The sequence below is a fragment of the Iodidimonas sp. MBR-22 genome (genome assembly GCF_029946565.1).
Taxonomy (GTDB): Bacteria; Pseudomonadota; Alphaproteobacteria; order Sphingomonadales; family Rhodothalassiaceae; genus Iodidimonas; species Iodidimonas nitroreducens.
On the sequence record NZ_JARKVQ010000003.1, the window covers coordinates 139143 to 165335 of the forward strand.

Annotated in this window: 26 protein-coding genes; 16 read left to right on the forward strand and 10 right to left on the reverse strand. The window is 57.7% G+C overall.

Translation table 11 applies throughout. The annotated features are described in order from the left end of the window. Positions 1 to 34 precede the first annotated feature (34 nt). Entirely contained in the window at positions 35 to 649 is a 615-nt protein-coding gene (phaR, locus tag QK300_RS03655; protein ID WP_281300365.1) for a polyhydroxyalkanoate synthesis repressor PhaR, read from the reverse strand. A gap of 194 nt (positions 650 to 843) precedes the next feature. On the opposite strand from phaR, the gene QK300_RS03660 reads away from it, so the two are divergent. The 5 genes from QK300_RS03660 to QK300_RS03680 all read left to right on the forward strand — a co-directional run bounded on the left by QK300_RS03660 (position 844) and on the right by QK300_RS03680 (position 6818). Further along, positions 844 to 2004 (forward strand): hypothetical protein, encoded by a 1161-nt coding sequence (locus QK300_RS03660; protein WP_281300364.1) that lies wholly within the window; start codon positions 844 to 846, stop codon positions 2002 to 2004. Between the two features lie 176 nt (positions 2005 to 2180). Then, positions 2181 to 3356 (forward strand): acetyl-CoA C-acetyltransferase, encoded by a 1176-nt coding sequence (locus tag QK300_RS03665; protein ID WP_281300363.1) that lies wholly within the window; start codon positions 2181 to 2183, stop codon positions 3354 to 3356. 60 nt (positions 3357 to 3416) lie between these two features. Beyond that, positions 3417 to 4139 (forward strand): acetoacetyl-CoA reductase, encoded by a 723-nt coding sequence (gene phbB / locus QK300_RS03670; RefSeq protein WP_281300362.1) that lies wholly within the window; start codon positions 3417 to 3419, stop codon positions 4137 to 4139. A 122-nt stretch (positions 4140 to 4261) separates the two neighbouring features. Beyond that, entirely contained in the window at positions 4262 to 5968 is a 1707-nt protein-coding gene (locus QK300_RS03675; RefSeq protein WP_281300361.1) for a methyl-accepting chemotaxis protein, read from the forward strand. A 73-nt stretch (positions 5969 to 6041) separates the two neighbouring features. After that, positions 6042 to 6818, forward strand: coding sequence for a class I SAM-dependent methyltransferase (locus tag QK300_RS03680; protein ID WP_281300360.1), 777 nt, complete (start codon positions 6042 to 6044; stop codon positions 6816 to 6818). Positions 6819 to 6846: 28 nt separating this feature from the next. Here QK300_RS03680 and QK300_RS03685 read toward each other — a convergent pair whose 3' ends face one another. Further along, on the reverse strand, positions 6847 to 7998 hold the full coding sequence (locus tag QK300_RS03685) for a homoserine O-acetyltransferase (protein ID WP_281300359.1): 1152 nt from the start codon (positions 7996 to 7998) through the stop codon (positions 6847 to 6849). 124 nt (positions 7999 to 8122) lie between these two features. Between QK300_RS03685 and hisC the strand changes: the two genes are divergently transcribed. Next, entirely contained in the window at positions 8123 to 9208 is a 1086-nt protein-coding gene (hisC, locus tag QK300_RS03690) for a histidinol-phosphate transaminase (protein WP_281300358.1), read from the forward strand. Positions 9209 to 9228: 20 nt separating this feature from the next. Here the strand turns inward: hisC and QK300_RS03695 are convergent, their stop codons facing one another. From QK300_RS03695 to ftsE, 4 genes are read right to left on the reverse strand one after another with little or no spacing between them, the layout of a single operon-like run. After that, the gene (locus QK300_RS03695) at positions 9229 to 10257 is read right to left on the reverse strand and encodes a DUF2125 domain-containing protein (RefSeq protein ID WP_281300357.1); all 1029 of its coding nucleotides are present in this window, start codon (positions 10255 to 10257) and stop codon (positions 9229 to 9231) included. 22 nt (positions 10258 to 10279) lie between these two features. Further along, positions 10280 to 10876, reverse strand: a complete 597-nt coding sequence (locus tag QK300_RS03700; RefSeq protein WP_281300356.1) for a YdcF family protein — start codon at positions 10874 to 10876, stop codon at positions 10280 to 10282. Further along, positions 10876 to 11913 carry a hypothetical protein gene (locus QK300_RS03705; RefSeq protein WP_281300355.1) on the reverse strand — a complete coding sequence of 346 codons (1038 nt, stop codon included), beginning with the start codon at positions 11911 to 11913 and terminating at the stop codon, positions 10876 to 10878. Before QK300_RS03705 ends, QK300_RS03700 begins: the two co-directional genes overlap by 1 nt. After that, the gene (gene ftsE, locus QK300_RS03710; protein ID WP_281300354.1) at positions 11910 to 12671 is read right to left on the reverse strand and encodes a cell division ATP-binding protein FtsE; all 762 of its coding nucleotides are present in this window, start codon (positions 12669 to 12671) and stop codon (positions 11910 to 11912) included. The genes QK300_RS03705 and ftsE overlap by 4 nt, the downstream gene beginning before the upstream one ends. 332 nt (positions 12672 to 13003) lie before the next feature. Between ftsE and QK300_RS03715 the strand changes: the two genes are divergently transcribed. The 3 genes from QK300_RS03715 to QK300_RS03725 are packed head-to-tail and all read left to right on the forward strand — an operon-like array spanning position 13004 to position 15169. Continuing rightward, complete coding sequence (locus tag QK300_RS03715; protein ID WP_281302264.1) at positions 13004 to 14221, forward strand: MJ0042-type zinc finger domain-containing protein; 1218 nt, start codon at positions 13004 to 13006, stop codon at positions 14219 to 14221. Then, a complete protein-coding gene (locus tag QK300_RS03720; protein ID WP_281300352.1) occupies positions 14221 to 14817 on the forward strand; it encodes a phosphoribosyltransferase family protein in 597 nt (198 codons plus the stop codon). Before QK300_RS03715 ends, QK300_RS03720 begins: the two co-directional genes overlap by 1 nt. Beyond that, positions 14795 to 15169, forward strand: a complete 375-nt coding sequence (locus QK300_RS03725; protein WP_281300351.1) for a response regulator — start codon at positions 14795 to 14797, stop codon at positions 15167 to 15169. Before QK300_RS03720 ends, QK300_RS03725 begins: the two co-directional genes overlap by 23 nt. A 6-nt stretch (positions 15170 to 15175) precedes the next feature. Here QK300_RS03725 and QK300_RS03730 read toward each other — a convergent pair whose 3' ends face one another. From QK300_RS03730 to QK300_RS03745, 4 genes are read right to left on the reverse strand one after another with little or no spacing between them, the layout of a single operon-like run. Then, positions 15176 to 15922, reverse strand: a complete 747-nt coding sequence (locus QK300_RS03730) for a 2OG-Fe(II) oxygenase family protein (RefSeq protein ID WP_281300350.1) — start codon at positions 15920 to 15922, stop codon at positions 15176 to 15178. Then, positions 15919 to 16677 carry a 2OG-Fe(II) oxygenase family protein gene (locus QK300_RS03735; RefSeq protein ID WP_281300349.1) on the reverse strand — a complete coding sequence of 253 codons (759 nt, stop codon included), beginning with the start codon at positions 16675 to 16677 and terminating at the stop codon, positions 15919 to 15921. The genes QK300_RS03730 and QK300_RS03735 overlap by 4 nt, the downstream gene beginning before the upstream one ends. Positions 16678 to 16679: 2 nt before the next feature. Continuing rightward, on the reverse strand, positions 16680 to 17345 hold the full coding sequence (locus tag QK300_RS03740; RefSeq protein ID WP_281300348.1) for a hypothetical protein: 666 nt from the start codon (positions 17343 to 17345) through the stop codon (positions 16680 to 16682). Beyond that, on the reverse strand, positions 17342 to 18370 hold the full coding sequence (locus QK300_RS03745) for an L-threonylcarbamoyladenylate synthase (RefSeq protein WP_281300347.1): 1029 nt from the start codon (positions 18368 to 18370) through the stop codon (positions 17342 to 17344). Before QK300_RS03745 ends, QK300_RS03740 begins: the two co-directional genes overlap by 4 nt. Before the next feature lie 236 nt (positions 18371 to 18606). Here QK300_RS03745 and QK300_RS03750 point away from each other — a divergent pair, with 236 nt between their 5' ends. From QK300_RS03750 to QK300_RS03780, 7 genes are all read left to right on the forward strand, one after another. After that, on the forward strand, positions 18607 to 20403 hold the full coding sequence (locus QK300_RS03750) for an acyl-CoA dehydrogenase (RefSeq protein WP_281300346.1): 1797 nt from the start codon (positions 18607 to 18609) through the stop codon (positions 20401 to 20403). After that, on the forward strand, positions 20400 to 21113 hold the full coding sequence (locus tag QK300_RS03755) for a 2OG-Fe(II) oxygenase family protein (protein WP_281300345.1): 714 nt from the start codon (positions 20400 to 20402) through the stop codon (positions 21111 to 21113). Before QK300_RS03750 ends, QK300_RS03755 begins: the two co-directional genes overlap by 4 nt. Further along, positions 21110 to 22282 (forward strand): MBL fold metallo-hydrolase, encoded by a 1173-nt coding sequence (locus QK300_RS03760; protein WP_281300344.1) that lies wholly within the window; start codon positions 21110 to 21112, stop codon positions 22280 to 22282. Before QK300_RS03755 ends, QK300_RS03760 begins: the two co-directional genes overlap by 4 nt. Further along, the gene (locus tag QK300_RS03765; RefSeq protein ID WP_281300343.1) at positions 22270 to 23091 is read left to right on the forward strand and encodes an NAD(P)-dependent oxidoreductase; all 822 of its coding nucleotides are present in this window, start codon (positions 22270 to 22272) and stop codon (positions 23089 to 23091) included. The genes QK300_RS03760 and QK300_RS03765 overlap by 13 nt, the downstream gene beginning before the upstream one ends. 46 nt (positions 23092 to 23137) lie before the next feature. After that, positions 23138 to 24841 carry a long-chain fatty acid--CoA ligase gene (locus QK300_RS03770; RefSeq protein WP_281300342.1) on the forward strand — a complete coding sequence of 568 codons (1704 nt, stop codon included), beginning with the start codon at positions 23138 to 23140 and terminating at the stop codon, positions 24839 to 24841. Between the two features lie 150 nt (positions 24842 to 24991). Next, positions 24992 to 25249, forward strand: coding sequence for an exodeoxyribonuclease VII small subunit (locus QK300_RS03775; RefSeq protein WP_281300475.1), 258 nt, complete (start codon positions 24992 to 24994; stop codon positions 25247 to 25249). Beyond that, positions 25246 to 26157, forward strand: coding sequence for a polyprenyl synthetase family protein (locus QK300_RS03780; RefSeq protein ID WP_281300341.1), 912 nt, complete (start codon positions 25246 to 25248; stop codon positions 26155 to 26157). Before QK300_RS03775 ends, QK300_RS03780 begins: the two co-directional genes overlap by 4 nt. The last annotated feature ends 36 nt before the right edge of the window (positions 26158 to 26193 follow it).

Sequence of the window (26193 nt, forward strand, 5' to 3'; positions counted from 1 at the left end):
CGATGCCCCGCAAAAGGCCGCCTGGGCCATGGTTTTATTTCCTGCGCATATCGTCGAGCTGTTTTTGCATCATGGCCAATTGCTGTTCCAGATGATCGATCTTGCTATCTGCGGCGGCTGTGGTTTTGCCTGATTGCTCCTGACCGCCACTCGGCTCGCCGGTTTGGCTGCTCGATGTGCCCTGGCTTTCCGCAAAGGGATTGAACATCTTGAGGGCCTGCTCGAAAACGGCCATATTTTTTCGGGCGGCTTCATCCATGATCGACAGGGTTTGCACCGGATTGAGGCTGCCCTCGAAGGTCTGGCGGATGCGATCCTGATTTTGCGAAAAGCTTTCCATCGATGATTGCAGATAGCCCGGCACCATGGTTTGCAGGCGATCCCCATAAAAGCCGATCAACTGGCGCAGAAAAGGAATGGGCAGCATTTCCTGGCCCCGGCTTTCCTGTTCAAAAATGATCTGGGTCAGCACGGATCGCGTGATATCATCGCCGGATTTGGCATCGCGCACAACGAAATCCCGGCCATCGCGCACCAATTGGGCCAGATGATCAAGGGTGACGTAGCTCGATGTTTCGGTGTTATAAAGACGACGATTGGCGTATTTCTTGATGATCACAAGATCGCTATCGGATTTTTTTTGCGCCATGAAACTGCCTGTTATGGGGATGAATGAAAGACAAAAGCCCACTTTGAGCCTCTTCGGTCTCTTTGGCATTTCACAGATGCCACCCCCTGATTTTGCAACGGAGCATCGCCCGATGGCAAGTGTTAATTTGATGCAGGTGCGAAGGTCATTTTGCTGCGCAATAAAAACATGATCATGGGGCAGGGGGGTGCAGCATGACCAAGGGCAAACAGCCGCCTTTGCGGGTGGGGCCAAAGCCCTTGGGGCTGCATCTGGCGATGATGAGCGCGGCGGCGATGATGGCCCATGCCAAAAATCCCGCTGCGGGGGATGGCGCTGGAACAGATCAATTAGCCTTGGCGCTTCAGGGTATTGATTTGTGGCGGGCGCATCCCTTCCGGCGGCCCGATGGCAGGCTTGTGCGCCGCAGTCCCATCGGTCAAAGCAGCCTTTTGGATATTGCGGCGGCGCGCCGGAAATCTGCTGGTGGCGGTGATCATAAGGGGAAAATCCCTGCCCCTCGCAAGCCGGTTTTGCTGGTGCCATCGCTGATCAATCCCCCTACGATATTGGATCTCTTGCCCGATAACAGCCTTGCCGGATTTTTATATGATCAGGGCTTTGCGCCGATGCTGCTGGATTGGGGGCACCCCGGCGCGATGGAGCATGATTTTGGGCTGGCCGATTATTGCGCGCGGATCTTTCAGATGATTGATCATCTGGTAGAAGCATGGGGCGGCCCGGTCCCGGTGATCGGCTATTGCATGGGGGGCACTTTGGCCTTGGCCGCAGCAGGGCGCGCCGGGGCGGCGGTGGAGCGTTTGGCCTGTTTGGCGGCCCCCTGGGATTTTCATGCCGATGGTGCGGTGCATCAGGGGCTGGCCCGGATGGCGATGCCCCTTTTGCCCATGATTGCGCATCTGGGGGAGGCCCCGATGGACCTGATCCAAAGCTTTTTCATTTCATTAAGCCCCGATGCCGCCTTCAGGAAATTTTCCCACTTCGCAAGAATGCCACAGGATGGGCCGGACGCGCGCCTGTTTGTGGCGCTGGAAGATTGGCTGAATGAAGGCCCGCCTTTGGCCGGTCCGGCAGCGACAGAGGTTTTGCGCGATTGGTATGTGCTCAATAGTCCGATGCGCGGCTGCTGGCAGATGGGGAGCGAGATGGTTTTGCCGCAGGATTATGCCGGGCCGGTTTTTTGTGCGGTGCCGCAAAATGATCGCATCGTTCCGCCGCAAAGTGCCCTTGGTCTGGTCGCGGGCTTTCACCCCGATCATCTGGTGCGGCCATCAAGCGGCCATGTGGGGATGATCGTGGGGCGCCGGGCGCGCACGGATTTATGGATGCCTTTGGCCAAATGGCTGCAAGGCTGACAATGGTTTCAAATGTAACCGGGAAATCCGCAGGAAATTGTGGAAAATCAACGAAATTGTGGGCAATCAGGGTCTTTGATCTGCGCCCAAGGCGTGCCATTCTAGGATTGATCTGTCAAAAAAGAAGGCCGCATCCATGGGGCCTGTTCATCGTTTAATGAAGGAGTATCGCTTATATGTCTGATATCGTTATTGCGGCCGCCGCTCGCACTGCTATCGGTGCTTTCAATGGTGGGTTGAGCAGCGTTCCCGCGCATGAACTGGGTGAACAGGTCATTCGCGCGCTTTTGCAAAGGGCCGCCCTGCAGCCCACGGATATTTCCGAAGTGATTTTGGGGCAGGTGCTCACCGCCGGGCAGGGAATGAACCCGGCGCGTCAGGCCTCGATCAAAGCCGGATTGCCCAAGGAAACCACGGCCTGGGGGCTTAATCAGGTCTGTGGTTCGGGCTTGCGGGCGGTGGCTTTGGCAGCGCAGGCGGTTAAAACCGGCGATAGCCGCATCGTGATTGCGGGCGGTCAGGAAAATATGAGCCTCGCCCCCCATGCGGCGCATCTGCGCAATGGTCAGAAAATGGGCGATCTTTCGTTCATCGATACGATGATCCGCGATGGCCTTTGGGATGCCTTCCATGGCTATCATATGGGCACCACGGCGGAAAATGTGGCCAATCGCTGGCAGATTTCCCGCGATCAGCAAGATGAATTTGCGGTGGCCAGCCAGCAAAAAGCCGAAGCCGCGATGAAAGCCGGGCGGTTCAAGGATGAAATCATCCCCATCACCATCAAAACCCGCAAGGGCGATGTGGTGGTGGACAGTGACGAGCACCCCCGCCATGGCACCACTTTGGAAGCGATGACCAAGCTGCGCCCGGCTTTTGATCGTGACGGAACCGTAACAGCAGGCAATGCCAGCGGGATCAATGATGGTTCGGCGGCGGTTGTGGTGATGACGGCGGATGAGGCTGCGGCCCGCTCGATTACCCCCTTGGCGCGGATTGCCAGCTATGCGGTGGCGGGGGTTGATCCTGAAGTGATGGGCACTGGCCCCATTCCTGCCAGCCGGGCGGCTTTGGAAAAAGCGGGCTGGAAAGCATCGGATCTCGATCTCATCGAATCCAATGAGGCCTTTGCCGCTCAGGCCTGCGCTGTGAACAAGGATCTGGGCTGGGATACCGATAAGGTGAATGTGAATGGCGGGGCCATCGCCCTTGGCCATCCTATTGGGGCCAGCGGCTGCCGCATTCTGGTGACCTTGCTGCATGAAATGGCCCGGCGCGATGCGAAACGCGGCCTTGCCACCTTGTGCATTGGCGGCGGCATGGGCATTGCGCTTTGTGTGGAGCGCCCCTGATCTTTCAATCGCAGGCTTTTCTTTAAAAAACCCAACAAACAACCCTGAGGGGAGATGATCATGTCAAGAGTTGCAATCGTTACCGGCGGTACCCGTGGTATCGGTGCTGCCATTTCCAAAATGCTGAAAGATCATGGCTTTGAAGTGGCTGCCAATTATGCGGGCAATGATGAACGGGCCCGTCGTTTCAATGAAGAAACCGGGATCAAGGTTTATAAATGGGATGTGGCGGATTTCGAAGCCTGTGCCGCTGGCTGCGCGCAGGTGGAAAAGGATCTGGGGCCGGTGGATGTGCTGGTCAATAATGCCGGCATCACCCGCGATACCACCATGCATAAAATGTCTCATGATATGTGGCAGCAGGTGATCGATACCAATCTGGGTGGCTGTTTTAATATGTCGCATGCCGTGTTTGGCGGGATGCGGGATCGCAAATATGGCCGCATCGTCAATATCGGCTCGATCAATGGACAGGCCGGGCAATATGGTCAGGTGAATTATGCCGCTGCCAAATCGGGAATCCATGGCTTTACCAAGGCTTTGGCCCAGGAAGGCGCGCGCAGCAATATCACCGTCAATGCCATCGCTCCGGGCTATATCGATACGGATATGGTGGCGGCAGTGCCCGAAGCGGTGCTGGAAAAAATCGTGGCTAAAGTGCCGGTGGGCCGCCTTGGCAAGGCCGAGGAAATCGCCCGCGGTGTGCTCTTTTTAGTCACGGAAGATGCAGGCTTTGTCACCGGATCAACTTTATCGATCAATGGTGGCCAGCATATGTATTAATGATCGCAATAACTTTACAGGGCGTGAGGGCTGAATTTAAATTTTGTTTAGCTTTTGCGCCCTTAAGCTTTCAGTTCGGTGGCCGCACATAAGGATTGGCTCGGCCCCGGACTGGAGTTTGTATGACATCTATCCTCAATGTGCGCAGGCGTTTATTCGCTGTGGCGGGTTCGATCCTACTCTATTCTTTTCTGGTTCTGATCGCGGTTCAGATCCTGAAAAATGGCGGCATTCTTCATCGTTTGACCTTCGAGCATCTTGATCAGGCCCGCCGCATCGAACAGCTATTGGAGGCACTGCCAAGCCAGCCGGAAGCACCGCAGGCGCTGATGCAGGCCGATGGCCCCTTGGCCGGGATCAGGGAAAGCGGCGCTTTATGCCGAGCCTTGATGGAAGAAGGGCCGATCAGCTTTTTTCTGCGGCTGGCGGGATCGCCCCTGATCGCCCAAAATTGCAGCGCCACGGTTGTAAGTGCCGATGCCATGATGGCGCATCTGCGCTCTTTTGATGATCGGGGGGCAAAAGATGGCCTTGCCCGCCGTCTTGAGCCAATTGCGGCGCAATTTTTCGTCCAATCCCAGCGTTTGGATCATCCCGTTGATGCCTTGAACAGCAAGATTGTGGTGATTTTGGTGTCTTTTGCCTGTCTTTCGGGGTTTTTGGGTGCGGCTTATGGCATTTGGAATGCGGTGATCATCGCCCGTCCCCTGATGCGGCTGGAAGAAACCGTCACCGCCTTGAGTGAGGGCAATCTGGCGGTTGAGGTGCCCGATCAGCAGCGCCATGATGAATTTGGCAGCTTTGCCCGCAGTCTCGAACGCTTCAAGATCGCCGCGCATGAGCGGATGCAGCTTGAAGCGGAAAACCGCCAGCGGATTGAAAAAGAAGCCGGGATGCGGCAAAAGCTGGCCGAAGAGCGCGAACAGGCCGCCATCGCCAAACATCATGAGGAACAGGCGCAGGCCGAGCAGGTGGCGCGCCGCGAGCGGGCTTTGCAAAAGCTGATCCATGGCTTTGATCAAACCGTGGTTAAAACCCGGGCTGAGCTGGCCCAGGCCATGGATAGCCTGCAAAAAATGGCCGAACATATCGAGAAAACCACCACAATCATGGGCGATGGCACCGGCAAGGCGGCCTCTTTATCCGAAGATGCCTCGGATGCGGTGAAAGCCGCCGCCGATGAGATGTCGGGCTTGTCAAAGGCGATTTCAGCCATTGCCCAGCGCCAGACTGTGGCGGATAAAGAAGTGGGCGGCGCGGCGGATCGGGTGCGCCGGGCGATGATTTCGGTTGATGACTTTGTCAAGGTGGCGTCAGAAATCAACAGTATCACCGCATTGATCAACGACATCGCCGAGAAAACCAATTTATTGGCGCTGAATGCCACTATCGAAGCGGCGCGCGCCGGTGAAGCCGGGCGGGGTTTTGCGGTGGTTGCCCATGAGGTGAAGGCACTGGCGGCGCAAACGGCGAAAGCCACGGGCGACATTGATCATCATATTCAAAGCCTGCAGGCCTCCAGCACCGAAGCATCCGGGGCGGTCAAGCAGATCGGCGATATCATCCAACGGGTGGATCAGCTATCCAAAGAAACCGGCGAGGAAATCGCCCAGCAAAATCTGGTGATGGAGGCTATTTCCGGCCATGTGCAGGTTGCCGCAGGGGATGCGGCGGATGTGCGGCAAACCCTTGATGATATTGGCGAAAAAGCTGATGCCATGCGCCAGTCGGTGCAGCAGATCAAGCAATCGATTTTGGGGGTGAGCGGATCGAGCGCCGAGCTTGATCAGGAAATCCGCAGGTTCCTTCATGATGTGAAAAGCGTTTGATGGATGCGGGCAAGCGGGTTTTTCCCTATGCTGGCCACAGTCGATGGCTGGTTATTAAACTGTATGAAACCCCATGCGCCCTGATGTGATTGCCCTGCGGAATTTTTATGAACGGCCCTTGGGTCGGGCCGCAGCCTTGTGCATTGCCGATCAGATCGATCAGTTATGGCCCGATCTGGAAGGCCAGCATATTGCGGGGATCGGCTATGCGCCGCCTTTGCTCGATCAGCTTTCGGCGCGCCATGATGCGGCAGGGAAAAAGCCGCCAGCCAGTATGGTGGCCCTGATGCCGGCCGCCCAAGGGGTGGTGCACTGGCCCGATACCCAGCGGAACGCCACCGCTTTGATCGAAGAAGATGCTCTGCCCTTGCCTGATGGATCCTTTGACCGGCTGGTTTTGATCCATGCTTTGGAGGTGGCGGATCATCTGCCGGGATTATTGCGCGAATTATGGCGCGTGTTGTCGCCGGGGGGGCGGGTGATCATCATTGTACCCCGCCGCCGGGGCACCTGGGCCGGGTTCGAGCGCACGCCCTTCGGATCGGGGCAGCCCTATAGCAGCCAACAGCTTGAGCGCACTTTGGCCAGTTATCTGCTGCCGGTTACCCGCATTCGGCGATCCCTGTTTGCACCGCCTTTCGGGCCCTTTTCCCAAGGGCGGGGGATGCGCTTTCTCGAACGATCCGGGGCGATTTTTCTTGGCAGCCTTGCCGGTTTGTTGATCGTGGAAGCGGAAAAGCAGATCTATCGTGCGGTGCCCAATGCGCCGGTGCATCGCCCGGTTTTTGCCCCTGTGATCCGCAAGCCCGCCTTGGGATCGCTGTCTCAAAGCCATGGGGGCGACAGCTAAAAACCGCTGTTTGGCGGTGATCTGCTGTTCAGCGGAGTGCTGGCAAACCCCGCTTTGTGGCCATTTCATTGATGAAGCGGGCAAAATCGGCATCGAAAGGCTTGATTTCCAGCAAAAAGCTGTCATGTCCCGCAATGGCCTGATAGCAGCGATGGATATGCGCCACATCGGCACGCGCCATGGCATCGGCCAAAAGCTGTGTTTGTGCCGGGGGGTAAAGCCAATCGCTTTCATAAGCCCCTAAAAACATGTGGGTTTTCGCCCCCACAAAACGGGCCGCCAGATCCCCATCAGGGGCCAGATCGAAATAATCCATGGCTTTGGTGATCAGAATATAGCTGGCCGGATCAAAGCGTTCCACAAAGCGACGGCCATGATAGGCAAGGTAATTTTCCACCTGATAATCGATCCCCGGGCCATAGGCCGGCTGATCGCGATCTTGCAAAGTGCGTCCGAATCGGCTGTCGAATTCTTCGGGCGCACGATAGCTGAGATGGGCCAGCATCCGCGCCACCTCAAGCCCGGCAATCGGGGCATGGCCGGTGCCATGATAGCGGCCATCCTGCCAATGGGGATCGGCCAGAATGGCCCGCCTGCCGATGGAATGCAGGCCGATCTGCTGCGGGCTGTGGCGGGCGGCGGTGGCCAGTGCTGCGCCCGCAAATAAACGCTGGGGATAATCGCGCAGCCATTGCAATACCTGCATCCCCCCCATCGAGCCGCCAATGGCCATGAACAGATCATCGATCCCCAGATGATCCAGCAGCCGGGCTTGGGCCCGCACCATATCGCCAATGGTGATGAAGGGGAAATCGGCGCTCCAAAGCTGCCCGGTGGCGGGGTTGATGGCCGCAGGTCCGGCGCTGCCCATGCAGCCACCAATGACATTGGCGCAGATCACGAAAAAACGGTTGGTGTCGATGATCCGGCCCGGCCCCACCATGCGATCCCACCAGCCCGGACGCTTGGTCACGGGATGGGTGCCGCTGACCACCTGATCGCCGGTGAGGGCATGGGCGATCAGGATCACATTGCTTTTGGCGGCATTCATTGTGCCATAGGTGGAATAGGCAAGGGGAAACGGCCCCAGATGCCCGCCGCTATCCAGCGGCAGGGGGGTGGCATCGCCCAGAATCAGCACATGGCCGGGTGGCGTTTTGGGTGGCGAAAATTCGGTCATAGGCACTTTTAAATTTGCCCCTTGCTAACGCCTTGTGCGTCGCGCGGCAATCTTTTGCTTTTCATGTTGGCTTTGATTAAAAGCTTTTGTCAGAATTTTTGCACGAATGGGAGCATTTATGGGCATGTTGCAGCCAAATCCATGGGTTTTATCGCTGGCGCCTTATGTGGCCGGGCGGGCCAAGGCCGATGGCGTTGAAAAGGTGGTCAAGCTCTCGGCCAACGAATCGGCGGTGGGGGCGAGCCCCAAAGCCGCCGAAGCGATGGTGGCCTCTGCTGTGTCGATGCATCTTTATCCCGATCCCGATGCTTTTGATCTGCGCCGGGCCATTGCCGAGGTGCATGGGCTGGCGGCGGATCGGATCCTCTGCGGGGCCGGTTCGGATGAAATTCTGCATATGGTGGCGCAGGCTTTCGTGCGCGAAGGGGATGAGATTATCCATTCTCGCTATGGTTTCATGATGTATCCGATCATCGCCCAATCCTTGGGGGCGCGCCCGGTGGCGGTGCCCAATAAAAACTGGGCGGCGGATGTGGATGGTATTCTGGCCGCCATCACCGATAAAACGCGGATTGTTTATCTGGATAATCCCAATAATCCCACCGGTGCCTATCTGCCGAAAGCTGAAGTGGAGCGCCTGATTGCGGGCCTGCCGGAAAGCTGTGTGCTGGTTTATGATGCGGCCTATGCGGAATGTGTGGATGCCGATGATTATACCGATGGCACCGATCTCGCCGCAGCCCATGATAATGTGCTGATGAGCCGCACCTTTTCGAAGCTTTATGGATTGGCTTCCTTGCGTATTGGCTGGGGCTATGGATCGCCCGCTTTGCTGGATCCCATGAACCGGATCCGGATGCCGTTCAATGCCAATCTGCCCGCGCAGAATGCGGCCATTGCCGCCGTGCGGGATCGCGATTTCGCACAAAAGGCGACCCGGTTCACGGTGCAATGGCGGCAGTGGCTCAGCGCCCGGATCAGTGCTTTGGGGTTGGAGGTGGTGCCAAGCCAAACCAATTTTGTGCTGATCCGCTTTCCCCAATCGGGCGACCATCAGGCCGAAGCGGCCAATGCCTGGCTCACCGAGCATGGCTATTTATTGCGCTGGCTGCCCGGTCAGGGCCTGGCGGATTGCCTGCGTTTAACGGTGGGCACCGAGCAGGAGAATCAGGCGGTGGTGGCGCTTTTGGAAGCCTTCATGAATCGCTGATGGCGCGTTCGAGCGGCTTTTCAGGGCTTTAAAAGCGGGCCGATTTTTGCAACTGGAAAAGGACCGGCCAAAATTTGCCCGTCTTGCAAGGTGATCGGCAGGCGCATGGCCCGATCACCCCCCATCATGGCGATCTGATCCACACCTTCGGCCAGATAAGGCGCGCTTTTGGGATCGATCAGCCCCTGTTTTGCCAGATAGGTGACCAAAAGGCCCGGCTCTTCAAAAACCAACGCCAAAGCCCCCAATGGCCGCAACTGTTCATCGAGGGTCAGGCTTCCATCCCCCTTCAGATGCAGGCGGCCCCAATCGATCTGCAGATCGGTGATTTCGATGGTACCACCGGCATCGCGCCATTTTTCAAGGCTTTGGGGGGTGATCGGGGCGGTGATCAGGCCGTGCAATTCACCACGCAGTTCGATTTTTGAAATCACCGGAGCCGGGGCACCGGGGGCAAAAGGGCCAAGGCCCAGATTGGTCAATTGGATGGCGATATCGGCCCGCTCGCTTTGCAAAAGCGGGGTCTCATCCTGATCGGGGGCTGATGGCGGAGGGCCAGACAGGGGCCATTTGCCATTCAGCCGCATCCGTTCGGCGGGCAGGGTCTGGCCTTTGCTGGCAGGAAAATCAAAGCTGACCATCCCCAGATCCATATCCAGCATCTGTTCTTGTGCGCCCGTCAGCAGGCTGGCCATGATTTTGGGTGCATGAAGCCCCAGATCGGCCAGCCGGGCTTTGAGATCATGGGCCTGAGCCACCTGATGATCGGGTGTCCAAAGATGGCTGAAAATCAAAAGCTGATCGGCACCCGCCGCCCATGCCGGTTGGTTGTTTTGGCTTTCGATACGGGGCCGGGCGATATTGATGGTCAGGCGATAAGGAAAGCCGGAAATATCGATCTGATCATTTCGGGCGCGGAAGGCCTGTTGATCGCGATCGCCAAACCATGTGTTGATCCGATCCCGGCTTTCATTAGCGATAAAATGCCATAGCCCGCCATAGGCGAGGGCGGCGAGAAGGACGGTGCCGATCAAAATCCGATATTTCATAAAGGGCCTTTTGGGTTTCCGGTCAGAGAGGATGGTCGATGATAAATGGTCGATCCGGGCTGAAGGCCGCCCGGGTCCATGCGGCCAGAAATTTATGATATTCGATCATCAGCCGCCCCGGCCCGGCCTCGCTTTTTACCGGCAGGGCATGGATCATCAGCCCATGCCCATGCCGGTTCAGTTCGATGAGGCTGCGGCGCATATGCCAATCCGCTGTTATAACCAGAATTTTGTCATAATCACGATGGTGGGCCCATTTGATGGCCTCTAAAGCATTGCCTTCGGTATCGCGGGCCGTGCGCCCCAGATCGATGCAGCAGCGGGCGAGGTCTTCCTTGCCGCCAATCGCCGATCTGATGACGTCGGATGACAAATCGCTGTTCACCCCGGAAATCAGCAGGCGCTGGCCCAGACCCTGTTCCAAAGCGGTGATGCCCGCCTGAATGCGCCCGGCACTTCCGGTAAAAACGATGATGCCATCAACCGGATTGAGAAGGGCGATGGGCTGGCTGCGGGGGATGGACCAGGAAAAGCCCAAAAAGCCCAAAAACCAGATCAGCACGGCAGCGCTCATCAGGATCAGCACATATCGATGGCCCCTGCGCCGCGGCCTGCGCATCAGGGATACCCTGCCAATTCACGATGAACGGTCAGATGAGCGGCCATCATGGTCAGGAGGGCGGCAAAAACCGGGAGCAAAATCAAAAGCAGCCACGCCAGAGCCGAAAGCGAAAGATCGGGCACCAGCCCGCTGCCAATCTGGCTTGCGAAATGGCCCAATGTCAGCATCACCAGCAGCCCGGCGATGAGGCCGCCCAAGCCGCCCTTCAGCCCTTGCAGCATGAAACGATAGCGAAATTCATTGGCAATCAGGCCATCCTCGGCCCCCATATGATGCATGATTTCAATACTGGCCCGATGGGATGAGAGGCCGGCGCGGGTGCCAAAAGCGGCAATCGCGGCGGTGGCGCTCAGGATCAGCCCCACCACGAGAAGGGCCACCATTTGCAGGCTCGTGCTCAGCCGATTGAGCTGCACCAGCCAGCGTTCATGATCATCAAGATTGGCATCGGGTGCCACCTGTTGCACCTGCGCTTTCAATGCCGCCAGATCGATACGCGCGCCCGGGCTTGTGGTGACCTCGATCAGGATCGGCACCGGCAGATCGTCGGTCACATTGCCTGCCCCCAGCCATGGCTCCAGCAGGGCTTTGCTTTCGGCGTCCGACAGGCGCACGGCATTTTCGATACCGGGGATCGTTGGCAGCAGGGCCAGGGCGGCATCGGCCTGCTGGCGGCGGGCTTTGCCATCGGCGGTGACGATCTGAACCGAAATCTGCTGGGAGAGCTTATCGGCCCAATCGCCCATGCTTTGATGGAGGGCAAAGGCGAAAATGCTCGCCAATGTGCATAAAAACACCATGATCCCGATGACCCAAGGAAGCGTGCCCCCGGCAAGGCTGTTTTCAGGCAGAAAACGCAGGCTTTTTCGCTTCAGGGACAAAAGCCCGGCGCGAGCCGCTGGGGAAAAGGCGGCTGATCGTACCGCCGTCTGGCCCGCAAAAGGCTTGGGCGTGCGTCCAAGGCCGTGCCCCGGGCTGCGGGGAGGATTTTTGCGGCCAAACCCGCCGGGCTTTTGGGGATCATGCCATCTCATGATGACAAATCCGATGATAAATCCGATGATAAATTTGGCCGCGATGGATCGGTTGCTGAGGCCGATCCGCGCGCGTGCTCGGGCAGGTGGCGGCGGGTCAGTTGGCCATCTTGCAGATGCATTACCGGGCCGCCCATTTCATGCACCAGTTCCAGATCATGGGTGGCAACAACCGTGGTCGTGCCCAGCTTGTTCAATTCAGCAAACAGATGCATCAGGCGGCGGGCCATGTGCGGATCAACATTGCCCGTCGGCTCATCGGCCAGCAAAAGATCGGGCTTGGCGATCACCGCCCGGGCAATCGCCACCCGCTGTTTTTCGCCGCCCGAAAGGGTGGGGGGCTTGGCGTGCATCCGATCCTTCAATCCCACCCACATCAGCAATTCTTCCACATGCTCGCAGATTTTATGATCATCGCCACCGCCCGCCAAACGCAGGGGCATGGCCACATTTTCAATGGCGCTCAAGTGATCGAGCAGGCGATATTCCTGAAACACCACCCCGATGCGGCGGCGCAGGCGCGGCAGGGCCGTGCGATGGGCGGTGGTAACATCATCGCCAAACATCGAAACGATCCCCCGCGAAGGGCGATGCGCCAGATACAGCAATTTCAGCAAGGATGATTTGCCCGCCCCCGAGGCACCGGTCAGAAAATGAAAAGAACCCGGCTCCAGCACGAACGAAATATCCTGCAAAATCTCGGCACCCATGCCATAGCGCATGCCCACATTTTCAAATTTTACAAAACGATTGCTCACGATATTCTTGCTGTTCCCGATCCCGCGCCTCGATACTGGGTTGATCCGTGGTTTTTACACCGATCTGAAGCACAAAAACACCCGCCATTGTGCCGATTATAGAATGGCACAGGCGATCAGCCGACGTCCAGCATCGCTGCATCGCAGTAAAATTGGCCCGATGATTTGGCCTGATGATTTTGCCTGATGATAAAGTGGTTCGCAACTTGCACCAAAGACAGGATACTCATATAGCTCGAAAGCTGAATGCAATATCTGTGATGGCCCGCTATGCTCGACGCTGACCGATCTGTTTTGAAGGCAAGCAATCTACGAAAGAGTGCGCTCTGGCGATGATTTTGACCTGTCCCCACTGTGCGGTGCGTTTTCATGTTCCCCCCGATCTTTTGGGGCCAGAGGGGCGGCGCGTGCGCTGTGGTTCCTGCGCGCATATCTGGCATGCCATGCCTGATGAGGCCGAAGCCGAACCAAATCCCAAGGATAAGGCCCGAGCAAACCCTGCCAAAAAACAAGGGCCGGCCAGCAAAAATGCACCCGATCCTCAAAAGCCTGCACCCGATTCTGTTGATTCTGTGATCGAGGAAGAAAGTCAGGAGCAGATTCTGGCTGCTATTGCCTCGGCCATGGAAAAGGCCGGCCTGAGCGATGGCGCAGAGTCCGCCGATGAGGATCAACAGCAGGACGACCCTGCAGGCGATGAGGATAAAGATCCCTTCAGCGCCGATCTGCCGCCCATTGACGACACCCCATCGGAAAAGATCGCGCCTCAAAAGACCGAAGATGTGCCCGCCCCCAATGCGCCTCATGATGATCTTGATGATGCCGCGGACGAGGATTGGACCCATCGCGATCCGGATGATGATCCGCCTTTTGATGGGGGCCTTGATGATGACGAGGAGGATGCGCCCCGCTATCAGCCCGGAAAAACCGCTGATTTTGCCGAAGATGTTGCCCGCAGCCTGCGCCGCCTGCGCGATGAAGAAAGCATTTATGGTGCGGCCCCGGTCCCGGCCCTGCGACCAAAGCCAAGCCGCTTCGTGCTTTTTGGCTGGGCGGCCTATGGGCTGTTTGTGATCGCGCTTTTGGGGGGCTTTCTGGCCTTTGCCCCAAGCCTGACCGCAGCCTGGCCACCCATCGGCAGGCTTTATGCGCTGATCGGGATGGATGCCGCACCCAAGGTTTCAGCCGATCAGGGAACGCCTGAGGCGGCAAAGGCCGATGCGACAAGGCAACCGGCATCGCCCATCAGCCCCGATGAAGCCCTGACGGTCGCCCTTGATCCCGATCCGGAATGGCAGGCGCGGGATTATGGCTGGGATCTGCGTGTTTCGGGATCGGTTTCCAATCGCCTCGAAAGCGGCTATGAGGTGCCGGCGCTCACGCTTCTTTTGGTCGATTCTGCGGGGGAGACTTTGCAGCGCACCCCCGTGATCCTTGATGAAACCCTGTTGAACGCCGGGAAAGCCACGCGCTTTTCCGTGCAAATCGAAAACGCCCCGGCACAAACGACCGGAATCGTGCATGAATGGCAAGAGCGGAGCCCAAGCTGATGGCAGATGAAGATCTGATGGCCGGACAATCGATCAAAACCCTTTATTCAGCGGCGGAGATATCCGCCCGTATCGACGATATGGCCGATGCCATCATCACCCATGCGATCATCACTGAGGCCAAAGGGGCTTTGCTGGTTGAGGTGATCATGAATGGTGCGGTGATCTTTGCCGCCGATCTGGTGCGTGCCTTATCCCGGCGCGGGCTGGATATCGAGATCGATTTCATTGCCCTGTCCAGCTATGGCGAGGGAACGGAAAGTTCGGGCAATGTGGTTTTGGAAGCCGATGCCCGGGGGGCCATTGCCGGGCGCACTGTTTTGCTGATCGATGATATTCTGGAAACCGGACGAACCCTGAATTATGCCCGCAGCTATTTTCTGGGCAAAGGGGCGGCCCATGTGATGACCGGGGTTTTGCTGGATAAATCCGCGGGCCGCGATCCGGTGATCCGCCCCGATTTTGCTGGTTTTGAATGTCCCGATCTGTTCGTGATCGGCTATGGGATGGATTATGCATATCGTTTTCGTGAATTGCCCTATATTGGTTATATGGAGCAGGGAGCGACGGCTGATGGTGAAAATTCTTCTGGCTGAAGATGAAGACAGCGTGCGGGAATTCGTGCGCCGCGGGCTTATAGGTCATGGCTATGAGGTGACGGCCACCGCCGATGGGGGCGAGGCTTTGGAAGCTTTGTCCCGTGATCGTTTCGATCTGGTGCTTGCCGATATCGTGATGCCGGTGATGGATGGCATTGCGCTGGCCTTGAAGCTGGCCGCCGAACGCCCCGATCTGCCGGTTTTGCTGATGACCGGCTATGCCATGGAAAAACAGCGCGCTCACCATCTGGAATGTCTGGTCAGCGATGTCTTGAGCAAACCCTTCAGCCTTGATCAGCTTTTAAGGGCGGTGCGGCAGGCTTTGAAAGCCGCCCCGTCAAAAGCCTGAAAAACCTTATTGATCGCGATACCAGCCGGTGATCGAGAGCCGGGGCGCCCCGGCAAAGGGGGCCACCTGACCCACCGCGTGGGGATGGCGCGTGGCAAAAAGATTGAGCACATTAAAGCGCGGCATCAGGCCCCATGTGATATCCCCCTTCGCATCGAAAAAATTGAGATAGCCGCCCCAATCCGTGCGCCATTCGGGGGTGAAGCCAAAGACATAAGCAAGTTTGCGATGTTCTTCTTCTACGGCATCATGATGATGGAGCAAAAAATGATTCTGGCTATAGAATGTGGCCTGCGCATCCGCCTTGATGATGGCGGCAAGGCCTGAAATCTCGCGGATCAGATCAAGCATCGGCGCGCTATTGAGGAATTCCAGAAAGCGCATCAGAAGATGGTCGGGCTGCCACTGCTCCAAATAAGCCTGCAGCATGGGATAGCAGAAATAGAAATAGCTGTAATCATGGCGCGCCCGGGCCATCAGGCGGCTGTTGATCGCGGCCAATTCATCGGGCTTTTTGGCAGCAATCTCCTCGCGCCGGATGAAATGATGCGCCCCATCATAATAGGCGATGCCCCATGGAGTTTGCTGGCCCAAAATCTGATAAAGCCGGGCGGCGCTCTCTGGGCTCAGAATATCGTTGATCTGGATCCGCTCGCCCTGTTCCACGAATTGGCGGGCAAGGGCGGGTCTGTCGAGCGCGGGATTGAGGCGAAACAGATCGCCAAGATCAATGGCGGAATGGGTGCGGGTCATGATGAAGCGGGCTCCTTGGCGCGATACCAGCCCGAGATCGCATAGCGATAACCACCCGCAAAGGGGGGAATGAAGGTGACCGCATGAGGCTGGGGCACTAAAAACAGATTGAGCTTGTTGAAATCGGGCTTATAGGCGGTTTGGCCATTACCCAGATCATCGAAAAATTGCAGATAGCCGCCCCAATCAGGCCGCCAGCGCCTTGTGAAATTAAAGACATAGGCACAGCGGCGGTGGCTTTTGGGCACATGATCATTATGATAGGTCAGATATTGTCCGGGGCCAAAGCGGGTGGCCTGAGCATCGGCTTTTACCACCGTTTCATCGCCCAGAAGATCGCGGATCAGGCCGATCATCTGCGGCCCTTGCAGAAAATCGAAAAAGGAAAGCAGATAAAGATGCCGGTCGCGATCAAGGCGCACCGATTCCTGCAGGGGATAAAATCCATAGGCATAGCTGAAGCGATCCCGGGCCAGCAAAAACAGATCGCGCTGCAATTGGGTCCATTTTTCGGGGCTGACTTTTGCCATATCCTGATGATCGAGGATGCAGGCGGCTTCGCCATCAAACCATGTAAAAGACCAGGGCGTTTCTTTTTCAAGGCAATGGGCCAGCCTTTCGGCACATTCGGGGGCCAGCACATTGCCGATCTGCACCCGGCGGTGTTTGGCGAGGTCTGCCGCAATCGCCGCCCGATCCAATGCGGGGTTGAGCCGGAAAGCCGGGGCATTTGCTGCCGAAGGGGTGGTGGCCATGTTCATGGCTCCTTTGTTTCGCACACAATAGCATCCGTTGGAAACAGGCGCGCGATCACGATCCCAATAAACCGATAGGCGATCAGAAGAAACAGCATGCCCCTTAAAAAAACCAGACTATGGATGGGGGAGAGTAAAGCGAGATCGAGATCGCCACCCAAAATGGGGATCAGGCTGAAGCGCTCCATTCCGCCATGGATCACCGCCGCCCCGATCATGGCCACAACCACCAGAAACAAAGCCCTAAGGGGCAGCCTGTCAAGGCGATGGGCAGCCCAAACAAGGGCGATGATGGCGGGTACAAGCGCCAGCCCGCGTGCCAGCCCTTCCAGCATCACCGGCCCGCGCCAGCCCATGGCCGCCAGAAAATAGGGATCGAGCATATAGGCGATGGCAAACCCTGCGACCATCGGCCAGATGACGAGGCATCGCCCATGCCCTTCTCGTTTCAGGCCAAAGCGGATGGCAAAACCGATGGAGCCGCCGATGATCAGCCCCCCAAGAGCCGCGCCCGCCACTAAAAGGGCCAAAAGTGCCGCGCCCTCAAGCCACACGGGCTGCACCAGATAGCGCAGGATATTCTCACCCGCCTGGATGGCTGAGGCCAGAAGGGTGCCCACAATAAGCCCGATCAGGGCATGGATAAGAAGTCGAGGGTTTTTGATCACGGCGTTTGATCCTTGTCGGATTTTTCAGAATCGGATTTTTTTGGCCCGGATTTTTCAGGGCGGGGCGCAGCCGTCCGCCTCTTATCTGATATTGCCGGGCGGGGCGCTGCCGCCCGGCGGAGCCGATCATTGATGGCAAGGCCCAATCCGTGATCGGGAATGGGGGCGATGGCAAGCCGTGAAGCGCCGCTGTCATCCGCCTTGCGCAAAGCGGCGAAAAGCCCGGCCGCCGCTTCGATCAGATCGCCCTTGGGGCTCAAATTGATATCGCCCGCGATGGAACCGAAACCGATCATGAACTCACGATCCTTCGCCTTGATGGCATCGAGCCGCAATTGGCCGCGCGGGGCATAATGGCTGAGCAACTGCCCCGGTGCGGTGATGGCCCCGCTTTGATCCGCTTCTGGCCTGATGCCGCAGATTTCAGCGATCTGATCGGGGGTAATGCCGCCGGGCCTTAACAAAAGCAGCCGGTCGGTTCCATGATCCGGCAGCCCGATGATCGTGCTTTCAAGGCCCAGGCTACAGGGCCCGCCATCAAGGATCATATCCACATCCTTTCCCAGATCATCGGCCACATGCCGGGCCGTGGTGGGGCTGATCTTGCCGGATCGATTGGCGCTGGGGGCCGCCAATGGCCGCCCGGTCTGGCGCAGCAGGGCCAAAGCCATGGGATGGGCTGGCATCCTGATCCCGACCGAGGGCAGCCCGGCGCTGACCAGATCGGCAAGGGGGCTATCGGGCCGTTGGGGCAGCACCAAAGTCAGCGGTCCGGGCCAGAAGGTGGCGATCAATCGATCCGCCAGGGGGCTGATCCGGGCGATCTTTGCGGCCTCATCCGGTGCGGGCACATGGCAGATGAGGGGATTGAAGCCGGGCCGCCCTTTGGTGGCGAAAATCCGGGCCACGGCTTTGGGATTGGTGGCATCAGCCGCCAGCCCATAAACCGTTTCGGTGGGGATTGCCACCAGCCCGCCCCGGCGCAGGATCCGGGCAGCATCCAAGATGGCCTTGTCAGTGCTCATTTGGAAAGAGGCATCCTTAGTTTTTACTGAAAAATATGGGCAATGCGGGGCTGTCGGTCATGGCAGGGATCATCAGGGAAGCATGGCAAAAACGGTCAAAGATCTGCTAGGACATCTTGTGACATGAGCATAAGCGTGCCTATGCTTTTTCGACAAATAAAAACCAACCTTATCGATAGGGCCTTTTCGGTAGGGCTATAAAGTTTCTGCGCCTTGTTCAGAAGAAGGATCGGCTTATGACCAGCTATCGCGCCCCGGTGAAGGATATTCAGTTCACTTTGGAAACCATCTGTGATTGGCCTTCGCTGACCCGCCTTGATGCTTTTGTCGATGCCACGCCCGATGTGATGCTTGCGGTGATCGAAGAAGCGGCGAAATTGTCAGCGCAGGTGATTGCCCCCCTCAATCGCAAGGGCGATCTTGAAGGATCGCGCCTTGTGGATGGCAAGGTGGTGACGCCGGATGGCTTTGCCGATGCCTATCGCCAATATGTGGATGGCGGCTGGAACGGCCTCTCCTTCAGCCCCGATTGGGGCGGGCAGGGTCTGCCTTTCGCGCTGGCCTTGGCGGTTCAGGAAACATGGACGGCGGCGAATATGGCCTTTTCCCTGTGCCCGATGCTGACACAAGGCGCCATCGAGGCGCTGACCCATCATGGCTCGGATGCATTGAAGGCGCTGTATCTGGAAAAGCTGGTGACCGGCGAATGGACCGGGACCATGAACCTCACCGAGCCGCAGGCGGGATCGGATGTGGGGGCCCTGAAAAGCCGGGCCGAACCCAATGACGATGGAAGCTGGAAGATATTCGGCCAGAAAATCTATATCACTTGGGGTGATCATGATATGGCGGACAATATCATCCATCTGGTGCTGGCCCGTACCCCCGGTGCGCCGGCGGGCACCAAGGGGATTTCGCTGTTTGTGGTGCCCAAATTTTTGCCCGATGCGGAGGGCCGCCCCGGGGTGCGCAATGATGTCACCTGCGTGAGCCTTGAACATAAGCTGGGCATTCATGCCAGCCCCACCTGTGTTTTGCAGTTCGGTGATGAAGGGGGCGCCATCGGCTGGCTGGTGGGCGAGGAAAATCGCGGGATGCGCTGCATGTTCACCATGATGAACCATGCCCGCATCAATGTGGGGCTGCAAGGCGTTTCCATCGCCGAACGCGCCTATCAGCAGGCGGTGGCCTATGCCCGGGATCGGGTGCAATCCGCCGATATCAGCCAGCCCGGCGGTGATGGCGTGCCGATCATTCGCCATGCCGATGTGCGGCGGATGCTGATGACCATGAAAGCCAATACCGAAGCGGTGCGGGCGATTGCCTATTATAATGCGGCGGCGGTGGATCGCGCCCATTTCGGGGCCAGCGATGATGAACGCAAGGCGGCTCAGAGGCTGGCCGATCTGCTCACCCCGGTGACCAAGGCCTTTGCCACCGATCTGGGGGTGGAAACCACATCTTTGGCGATCCAGATTCATGGCGGCATGGGCTATGTTGAGGAAACCGGCGTCGCCCAGCATTATCGGGATGCCCGGATTGCCCCCATTTATGAAGGCACCAATGGCATTCAGGCGATGGATCTGGTGGGGCGCAAGCTGATGATGGAGGGTGGCCGGCATTGGCGCGAACTGTTCCAGCAGATCCGGGATGATCTGGGCGATCTGCCATCCCAAGGGGATCTGGGCCTTTTGGCCCCTTATCTGGAGGATGGGCTTGATGCCCTGCAAAATGCCGCGATCTGGCTGAGCGGCAATGATATGGATAAAATGCGCGATACGGCAGCAGGGGCGGCCCCTTTCCTGCGGATGTTCGGGGCGGTTGTGGGCGGCTGGCTGCTGATGAAGCAGGCCATGGCGGCGCAGGATAGGCTGGATGCGGGCGAAGGCGACCCCGCCTTTTTGAAAGCCAAGATCACCACCGCCCGGTTTTTTGCCGAACAGCTTTTGCCCCCCGCCACCGCCCTTTTAGGCCCGGTGACCCGGGGATCGGCTTTGCTTTATGCCCTTGACGAGGAGGATTTCGCGGCGTGACGGATGCCTCATCATCCGCCCTTGATCGCCGGGTTCTGGGCCTGTTTGAAACGCCGGTGATCGTCTCGAAGCTTGCGGGGGCGGCGGCGATCAATGCCGCGCTCATCCCGCTCATCCACGCCCGGCGGCAGGGGCATCAGGGGATTGCGCGCTCCAATATTCTGGGCTGGCATTCCGATACGAAAATGATCGAATGGGGCGGCGAAGCGGCGGCGGATCTGTTGCGCCATCTGATCAGGCTGTGCGATCTGCAGGTCCATGATAGCGGGGCCGTGGCCGATGCGCCGCCACGCTTTATCTGGTCATTTGATATGTGGGCCAATCTGTCGATGCGCGGGGCATCCAATCAGGGCCATGCCCATCCCGGGGCTTTATGGTCGGCGGTTTATTATGTCGATGATGGCTATCAGGGATCAAAGGATCCCGCCTTGGGGGGCGAACTGGTTCTTTATGATCCGCGCTATCCGATGAATGCCATGTATGTGCCCGATATCCTTGTGAAAGACAGCCGCGATGGCGTGCAGGCCCGCGAGCAATATATCCGCCCGGCCACGGGGCGAATGGTGGTGTTTCCATCCTGGCTGATGCATTCGGTGCGGCCCTATCATGGTGATGCCGAACGGATTTCGGTGGCGATCAATCTCAGCCTTGTGCCAGCCCAAACCGTTGACCAAGCCTTTGCCCAATCTTCGAACGAGCGATCTTCATGAACCCTCCCTCTGCACACGCCCGACCGCCCGATCCCGATCATCGCCTGCCCGCCGCTGATGATGAGGCGGGGGCCCTGCGCTATCCCATCAAGGATGCGCCCGCATCCGGGGGCACCCATGCCATTGCGGCGGGCATCACTTGGCTGCGGATGCCGCTTCCCTGGTCTTTGGATCATATCAATCTTTATCTGATTGATGAGGGGGAAAGCTGGTCCCTTATTGATTCCGGGGTGCGCAGCGATGAGGCGATCGCTTTGTGGCGTGATCTCTTTGCCAATCAATTACAGGGTCGGCCCATCTCGAGGATGATCATCACTCATCATCATCCCGATCATCTGGGGCTGGCGGGCTGGGTGGCCGAACAGTTCAAGGCTCCCATTCTGGCCTCGCGCTCGGCCTATCTGCTGGCCCGCAGCCTGCTGCTTGATGTGCGCGATGAAGCGCCTGCTGAAGCTTTGGATTTTGCCCGGCGCACCGGCTTTACCGAGGCGATGATCGAAAAAATCCGCCTCGGCGGCTGGGGCAATTTCAATCAGGTCGTCTGGCCCCTGCCCATCGGCTATCAAAGGATGGCGGGCGGGGATCGCCTTTCCTTGGGCGGCACATCATGGCATCTGATTGAAACCGCAGGCCATGCGCCGGGGCATATCAGCCTTTATAGCCCGGATCGCAAAATCCTCATTTCGGGGGATCAGGTGCTGCCGCGCATCAGTTCCAATGTTTCGGTTTATCCCACCGAGCCGGATGGCAATCCTTTGGATGAATGGCTCACCGGCCTTGCCCGCCTGCGGGCCCTGCCCGATGATACGCTGGTGCTGCCCTCTCATAACGAGCCTTTCTATGGCCTTCGGGCACGGCTCGATGCCCTGATCCACAAGCATGTATCGAGGCTGAATGGGGTGGTGGCATTATGCGAAAAACCCGCCACCGCCATCGATATTTTCCCGGCGCTGTTTCGCCGCCGGGTGCGGGGGATGGAATTTTCCATGGCGGCGGGCGAGGCGGTGGCGCATCTGCATTTTCTGCTGGCGCTGGGCGTTGTCTCGCGCACTGTTGAAGAGGGCGTTGCACGTTTTCAGCGAAAAGCCGATTATGATGAAACCGCTGTGCGCAAAAAGCTTGATCAGATCACCGAACAGGAAAGGAATGCGGCGCCATGGGCAGCCTGAAGAATAAAACGATTTTCATTACCGGGGCGAGCCGGGGGATCGGCCTTGCGATTGGCAAACGCGCCGCCGCCGATGGCGCGAATGTGGTGATTGCGGCGAAAACCGCCGATCCGCATCCCAAACTTGAAGGCACCATCTTCACTGCCGCCAAAGAGATCGAGGCCGCAGGCGGACAAGCTCTGCCGCTGGTGGTGGATGTACGCGAAGAACAGGCGGTATTGTCGGCGGTCGAGGCGGCGGTGGCGCAGTTTGGCGGCATCGATATACTGATCAACAATGCCAGCGCCATACAGTTGAGCGGCACCCTGGCCACCGATATGAAGCGCTATGATCTGATGCACCAGATCAATACGCGCGGCACATTTTTATGTTCAAAGCTGTGCCTGCCGCATCTTTTGAAGGCGGAAAACCCCCATGTGCTTAATTTATCGCCGCCGCTGAATATGGAAGAGCGCTGGTTTGCCCCCCATGTGGCCTATACCATGGCCAAATTCGGCATGAGCATGTGTGTGCTGGGCATGGCCGGTGAATTCCGCGACAAGGGCGTCGCCTTCAATGCCCTGTGGCCGCGCACGGCGATTGCCACGGCGGCAGTGGCCAATCTTCTGGGCGGTGATGAAATGGTCAAGGCCTCGCGCAAGCCCGAAATCATGGCCGATGCGGCGCATTGGATTCTCACCCGGCCATCCCGGGAATTGACCGGCCAGTTTCTGATCGATGATGAGGTGCTGGCCAAAGCCGGGATCACCGATCTGAGCGGCTATGCCGTTGATCCCAGCAAAAAGCTGATGCCCGATTTCTTCATCTGATTGCCCTTTTGCCCCCATCGCTCAAGACCTTTCCCGGAGACCCCTGATGACTGATAAGCCCTGGTTGCAGCATTATCCTCAAGAGATCGATTGGGGGCAGACGATCAAAGCCCGGCCCCTGCATGATCTGCTGGTGGATGCCGCCAAACAATGGCCCGATCATGTGCATATGGCCTTTATGGGGCGCGATATCACCTATCGGGAAAGCGCCGATCTGGTGGCGCGGGCGGCGAAAGGCTTTCAAAAGCTGGGGGTGAAAAAAGGCGTGCGCGTGGGGCTTTTTCTGCCCAATTGCCCGCAATTCATCATCTGCTATTACGGCATTTTGCGGGCTGGCGGCACGGTGGTTAATTTCTCGCCGCTTTATTCGGTGCCGGAATTATTGGCGCAGGTCGAAGACAGCGAAACCGACATCATGGTGACCCTTGATCTCAAAGCCCTTTACCCGCAGATGGCCGAGGTATTTTCCCAAAGCCGGTTGAAAAAGCTGCTGATCTGCCGCTTTGCTGAAATGCTGCCCTTTTGGAAATCATTGGGCTTTCAGCTTTTCAAAAAGGATATGCGCTCAGCCATTCCCAAAAATGATGATCATGTGCCCTTTTCATGGCTGATCGCTCAAGGACAGGATCCGCAGCCGATCCGCACCGATCCTCATGAAGATGTGGCGGTGTTGCAATATACCGGCGGCACCACGGGCACACCAAAGGGGGCGATGCTCACCCATGCCAATTTATCGATCAATGCCGCCCAAACCCTTTATTGGGATCCATCCTTAAAGCCCGGCGAGGATGTGATGCTGGGAGCTTTGCCCTTGTTCCATGTTTTTGCCATGACTTTGGTGATGAATGCCTCGACTTTGGGCGGTGCGAAGATCGTTCTGATGCCGAAATTCGAGCTTGAAGAGGCCCTGCGTCTGGCCGCTGAGCATAAAGTGACCCTGATGCCCGGCGTGCCAACGATGTTTACCGCCATTCTCAATCACAAGGATTTAGGACGGTTTGATCTGTCATCCCTGCGCAGTTGTTTTTCAGGCGGCGCGCCTTTGCCTGCCGAGGTGAAGCGCCGGTTTGAGGACGCGATTCCCGGGGTTATCGTCAATGAAGGCTATGGCCTCACGGAAAGCTCCCCCACGGCCTGCGCCAATCCCATACAGGGCAAGCAAAAGCCGGGCTCCATCGGCCTGCCGGTGCCGGGAACCGAGATTGTGATCATTGATCGCGACGATCCGAAAAAAGTTCTGGGCCTGGGCGAGGTGGGGGAAATCTGCGTGCGCGGCCCGCAGGTGATGAAGGGCTATTGGAACAAGCCTGCGGAGACGGCTGCGGTGATGGAAGGCGATCTGCTGCGGACCGGGGATATCGGCTATATGGATGAGGAAGGCTACAGCTTCATCATTGATCGCTCGAAGGATCTGATTTTGGTGGGCGGCTTCAATGTCTTTCCGCGTAATGTGGAAGAAGCCATCTACAAGCATCCATCGGTGCAGGAAACCACGGTGATCGGGGTGCCCGATGCCTATCGCGGCGAGGCTCCCAAAGCTTTTGTGGTGCTGAAAGAGGGGCATGATCTGGGGGCCGACAAACTTTTGGCCTTTTTGCGTGATCATCTGGGCAAGCATGAACTGCCCCGGGAGATCGAATTCCGCAAGGCTTTGCCTAAAACCATGGTGGGAAAATTATCAAAGAAAGAGCTTGTCGCCGAGGAGCGGGCCAAGTACGAGGCAAAGACAGACGCGCGCGATCAGGCCTAAAAAAGTGCGACTGCGGATTTTTGTGCCGTCCTGTCTTTTGCAGGGCGGGCTTGGGTCTTTGGTTGAACGGGGATGGCTGGTGCTCTATGTCTGATTTCTTGTTATGTCTGATCTCTTGTGAAGATGGTCTAAAACAAAGGCTGAGGCTTGATGACCGAAAAAACGGATGACATGCCTGAAGACATTGCGGCTCTGGCTTTTGAAGATGCCTTGAAAGAGCTGGAACAGATTGTCGGGCGTCTTGAACAGGGGTCGGTCAGTCTGGAGCAATCGATCGATATCTATACACGCGGGTCGTTTTTGAAACGGCATTGTGAAAACAAGCTCAAACGCGCAGAAGAGCGAATTGAAAAAATCACCCTCAATAAAGAGGGAACAGCCGGGCTGGAGGCATTCGACGATCAATGACAATGACCATGGTGCAGGATTTTTCGGGCCTTGAAGCGGCGCTTGGCGATGTGTCGCTCGCCCTTGGGGAAACTTTTGATGCATTGCTTCCGGTGCCGGAAAGTGACGATGGCCGGGTGGTCGAGGCGATGCGCTATGCGCTTTTTGCCGGGGGCAAGCGCCTGCGGCCCTTTTTGCTGCGCGCTACCGCCGATCTGTTTGGGGTGAGCCTCACCTCAAGCCTCAGGGCCGGGGCCGCGATTGAATGCATTCACAGCTATTCTTTGGTTCATGATGATCTGCCCGCCATGGATGATGATGATCTCAGGCGCGGCAAGCCCACGGTGCATAAAGCCTTTGATGAGGCAACGGCCATTCTGGCGGGCGATGCGCTGCTCACTTTTGCCTTTGAGATTTTATCGGATGAAAGCACCCATGCCGATCCCCGGGTGCGGGCGCAGCTTGTATCGGTTGCAGCGCGGGCTTCGGGCCATCATGGCATGGTGGGAGGCCAGATGCTCGATCTGGCAGCCGAGCACAAGCAGCTGACGGAACGCGACATCATTCGTTTGCAGCAGATGAAAACCGGTGCTCTGATTGTATCGGCTGTTGAAATGGGGGCGGTGCTGGGGAAAGCATCCACCCATGCCCGCCATGCCTTGGTGGCCTATGCCCGGGCCATGGGGCTGGCTTTTCAGATTGCCGATGATCTTTTGGATGCCACCGCCTCGGCCGATGAAATGGGTAAGGCTACGGGCAAGGATGCGGCTGCGGGCAAAGCTACGCTCGTTTCCCTGTGGGGCGAAGAGGCAGCCCGGGAAAAAGCTGAAATCCTGACCGATCAGGCCTTGAGTTATTTGAAAGAATTTGGAAGTAAAGCGGAACTTTTGCGTGAAGTGGCACAGTTTGCTATTCATCGCAGGCGCTGAAGCCTTTACTCTGCTGCCAGTTTTGTGGCCTGCTTT